This window comes from Nostoc sp. CALU 1950 (assembly GCF_051172895.1).
Classification (GTDB): domain Bacteria; phylum Cyanobacteriota; class Cyanobacteriia; order Cyanobacteriales; family Nostocaceae; genus Nostoc; species Nostoc edaphicum_A.
Genome location: NZ_JBDNJQ010000308.1, coordinates 1 through 3,407, shown reverse-complemented (window position 1 = coordinate 3,407; position 3,407 = coordinate 1). Strand labels below are relative to the sequence as shown.

Sequence of the window (3,407 nt, the reverse complement as noted above, 5' to 3'; positions counted from 1 at the left end):
GATATTTGAATTTGCTTCCTAATTCTTATTAGCAATTAAGATGCGTTCGCCCTGCAAGAGCAGCATAGTCAACAATCCAATATTCTGGAATCCCAATTTCCTCGTACTCACCAAATTTTAGAAAATAATCATCACGCCAATTTGTACTTACAACTTCCACAGCTAATGGAATTGATTCTGCTTGAGTAACTGTTGATGCTCTTTTCCAGAGTGGTTCATTGATCAAGTTAGGAAGATTCAATACTAATACATCTGGAATATAACCAGATTTCCTATCAACTGATTTGACTAATACTTGACCAGGAATAGTATAAGCTAGATTAAACCTGCGAATCTCAAAATTGAGTTCTCTAATCAAAAATGCTCTAACTAGCTCATGTTCTCCTGTTGGTTGCATTTCTACTATTACTCCTTTGTATAATTCATATCTGCCATTTTCTGGTTTCCACTCTAGAAATTCTTCAAAAGTAACTGGTTCTGGTAAAGCTTGAAACATCGTATTATCCCTTCAAGTTTGAACTGATGCCGACGTAATGTTTGATCGCGCAAAAATTTTAGATTTGCTTCTATCTTTACATTTAAATAAAGGATCTCGTTTTCAAATTGCTAAGTGGACAGTTTTCTAATTTCTCCTGTCCACTGTTCAGATTTCTTTAATCTTACGCTACCGCTAACTCTAAGCTAACGTGTGGCACTTCACTAGTCACCGGAGCTAGGGCAAAGGATTTAACAGCCTCCCTAATGCTCCAATAGCGTACTCCATCTGTACATCGCCAGTAGTAAGTCTTGGGGTCGTTTTCCCATAACTCATCAGCATTTCTGACCTTGAAGACAATTCCCAAGAATTCACCGTCCAGATATACATTGTGAGCCGTCTGAAGGTCAGTGCGCCCTACATAGGTCAATAGATAGCCGTCTACTGGTTCGCACAAGTCTTCTGCACGAGTCCCGCGATACGAGCAGTTACCGCACCCATGCCCACCACAGTCTGGACAGATGACAGCAGGCATATTCCACTTCGGCAGGGTGAAATCCCATTCAGCCGGTGGCATTAATATTCGAGCCTTGTGAGAGATATAACAACCAGCATGACCGATTACTTTATCAGGATAGTATTGGACACTCAACGATAGCCAATCACAATCACCTAACAAGCCAATTTTCTCAGAAGCTTGTTTTAATTCCTCATCTTCTTTGTGATTGCACTTTACTGGAGCAGAAAGACTCGCTTTTACCTCTGCAACAGCGCGTTTGAATGATTGTTTGTGGTATCGAGCATAACCGTGGGTCATTTTTACCCACACGATATCATCCGAGTTTATCCAGATAGTCACTACATCTTCGGGCTTGCACTCTTTTGAGTAGTCCGACTGATTGACGATGGTTGCAATGATTTGGCGATCCTGTGTAGTTAGCGGATCTTTTGTTGGCGTAGGGGCTGAAACTTGTGTAATCATTAGAAATACCTCTTAAATGGGTAAAAGGGCGATCGCATACTTTTCCAGAGCGGCGATCGTCCTATTTTTATTGGTTAGTTTGTTGTGCTTGCACAACACTCTCACTCTAGAATTGGCGAAGCCTCATATTTGCTTGCTCCTAGTCAGTAACTGGAGCTTGCTACAGCAGCATATCCCTTGATCGGGCGGCAGTCGGCAACGAGCTTCAAAGCGACTTCCGTAATGCTGTAGCAACTTTTTATTCATCGCAAATCGATTTCCCTTCCTGTTCCCCTCGCTTTCTCTGGTTTCGCCAGTGCCTCAGCTACTCTCTCAGGTGGATTAATAAATTTACTATTTTCAAGGTTCAATGGTGAGCGCCTCTTTATTTTTCTGGGAGGCTGGCGCTTTGCTCCTCTATGATTGTTAATTTACTACATGGTGTTGACATTAGTCAAGAGACTAGAGCAAATTTTTTGAAGATTATCTACGTCTAATGCAAGTGCTGGATATAATTGCCAAATAGGTATTTCAAGTGCCTGACAGATGGCAAGTGCATCTTTCTTATCAATTGACTCTGGTCTATTTGCTGCATTGCCCCATTCAAGATTGTGGATAAAAGACCTACTAAAACCTGCTTTTACTGCCAATGCATCACGGCTCATTTTCCCACGCATCTCTCTTAGGCGCTTTGCCATTTGTTCGTTCCACGCAAAGCGAGATATGTAAGATATGTCCACTAGCACCACCTCTTTAGCCATTCAATTACTCATTTATTTTATCAACGCCGTGTTGACAAAGCGAATCTTTTGTCTACATTAAGTAGTACACCAGATAAAAGCAAAAGCGATCGCTTGCTTGTTAGCAATGCGATTATTTAAACCCACACATACTGAAGAAACACAGCTATTAAAACAAAAGCACCCCTACTGGCGAAAGCTTACGCTCCTTGAGCAATGCCAGAGCAATCGCATACGCTTGTACACGATTGCTGATCGGCTTTGTGCGATGCCTGCGGCGGTAAACTACGCTTTGATTCTGGAACAATTGAAGTTTTTTGCAATCAGTTAGTGGCATGAATTGAGCCAAGGCAATTGCTTGCTATATAATCCGTATTTCACCCTTTACGCACATGGCAGTTACAGCAAAGGCTTTAGTCCAAAAAAGCAACATCTCCACTTATCAGGTTTACATTTTTCAAAAACCCTCTGTTCTCCCCATCGGGTTATTATGTTTTCTGAAATAAAGAAATGCCTCTTGTTAGCCATACCTCTCTCCTTGGCACAACTGGCTCAGGGAGCGACTGGTTTTGTGGATACGGTAATGATGGGTTGGCTAGGAAGTCAGACCATTGCATCTGGAGGTTTAGGAGCTAGTATCTTTGGCTTTTGTCTGCTGCTGTTTACTGGTATTGTTTCTGCTGTTAGCCCCTTAGCTGCCCAAGCATACGGAGCTGGAAACCAAGAGAAAGTCGGGACAATTGTACGGCTAGGACTAGGGATATCTCTGATATTAGCAATACCGATTGCTTTACTGTTTTGCAATGGAAGTAGTTTACTCCTACTGCTAGGGCAGGATGCTAACACAGCAGCATTAGCACAGACTTATTTAAGAGCGATCGCACTGGGTTTCATTCCTGCTTTAGGCTTTGCGGTACTTAAAAGTTTTCTTTCTGCTCTGTTGCAACCGCGATTAGTTATGGTGACTGTAGTTTTGGGTACTTTGCTCAACATCGCTGCTAACTATGTACTGATGTTTGGCAAGCTGGGTTTTCCAGCAATGGGTTTAGCTGGTATCGGTTGGGCAAGCACATTCTCACTTTGGAGTATGTTTATTGCTTTGACAGTTTATATATGCAATAAACCTCAATTTGCAGTGTATGGTATTTTTCAACCCTCACTCTACAAAGCTTTTACCTTACGCGATGTGCGACTTAATATTCTGTAACAAGATCGTCGAACTGAAGAGGGT

3 protein-coding genes and 1 pseudogene are annotated in these 3,407 nt (G+C 42.0%); 1 reads left to right on the top strand and 3 read right to left on the bottom strand.

The window, feature by feature from the left end; genetic code table 11:
* Window positions 1-46: 46 nt before the first annotated feature.
* The 3 genes and pseudogenes from ABF638_RS37245 to ABF638_RS37235 all read right to left on the bottom strand — a co-directional run.
* A pseudogene (locus tag ABF638_RS37245) lies at window positions 47-496 on the bottom strand (Uma2 family endonuclease); the annotation flags it as partial.
* A gap of 163 nt (window positions 497-659) precedes the next feature.
* Entirely contained in the window at window positions 660-1,457 is a 798-nt protein-coding gene (locus ABF638_RS37240; protein ID WP_435027762.1) for a hypothetical protein, read from the bottom strand.
* A gap of 413 nt (window positions 1,458-1,870) precedes the next feature.
* A complete protein-coding gene (locus ABF638_RS37235; protein WP_292812151.1) occupies window positions 1,871-2,197 on the bottom strand; it encodes a helix-turn-helix transcriptional regulator in 327 nt (108 codons plus the stop codon).
* 469 nt (window positions 2,198-2,666) lie between these two features.
* Between ABF638_RS37235 and ABF638_RS37230 the strand changes: the two genes are divergently transcribed.
* On the top strand, window positions 2,667-3,383 hold the full coding sequence (locus ABF638_RS37230) for an MATE family efflux transporter (protein WP_435027761.1): 717 nt from the start codon (window positions 2,667-2,669) through the stop codon (window positions 3,381-3,383).
* Window positions 3,384-3,407: the final 24 nt, after the last annotated feature.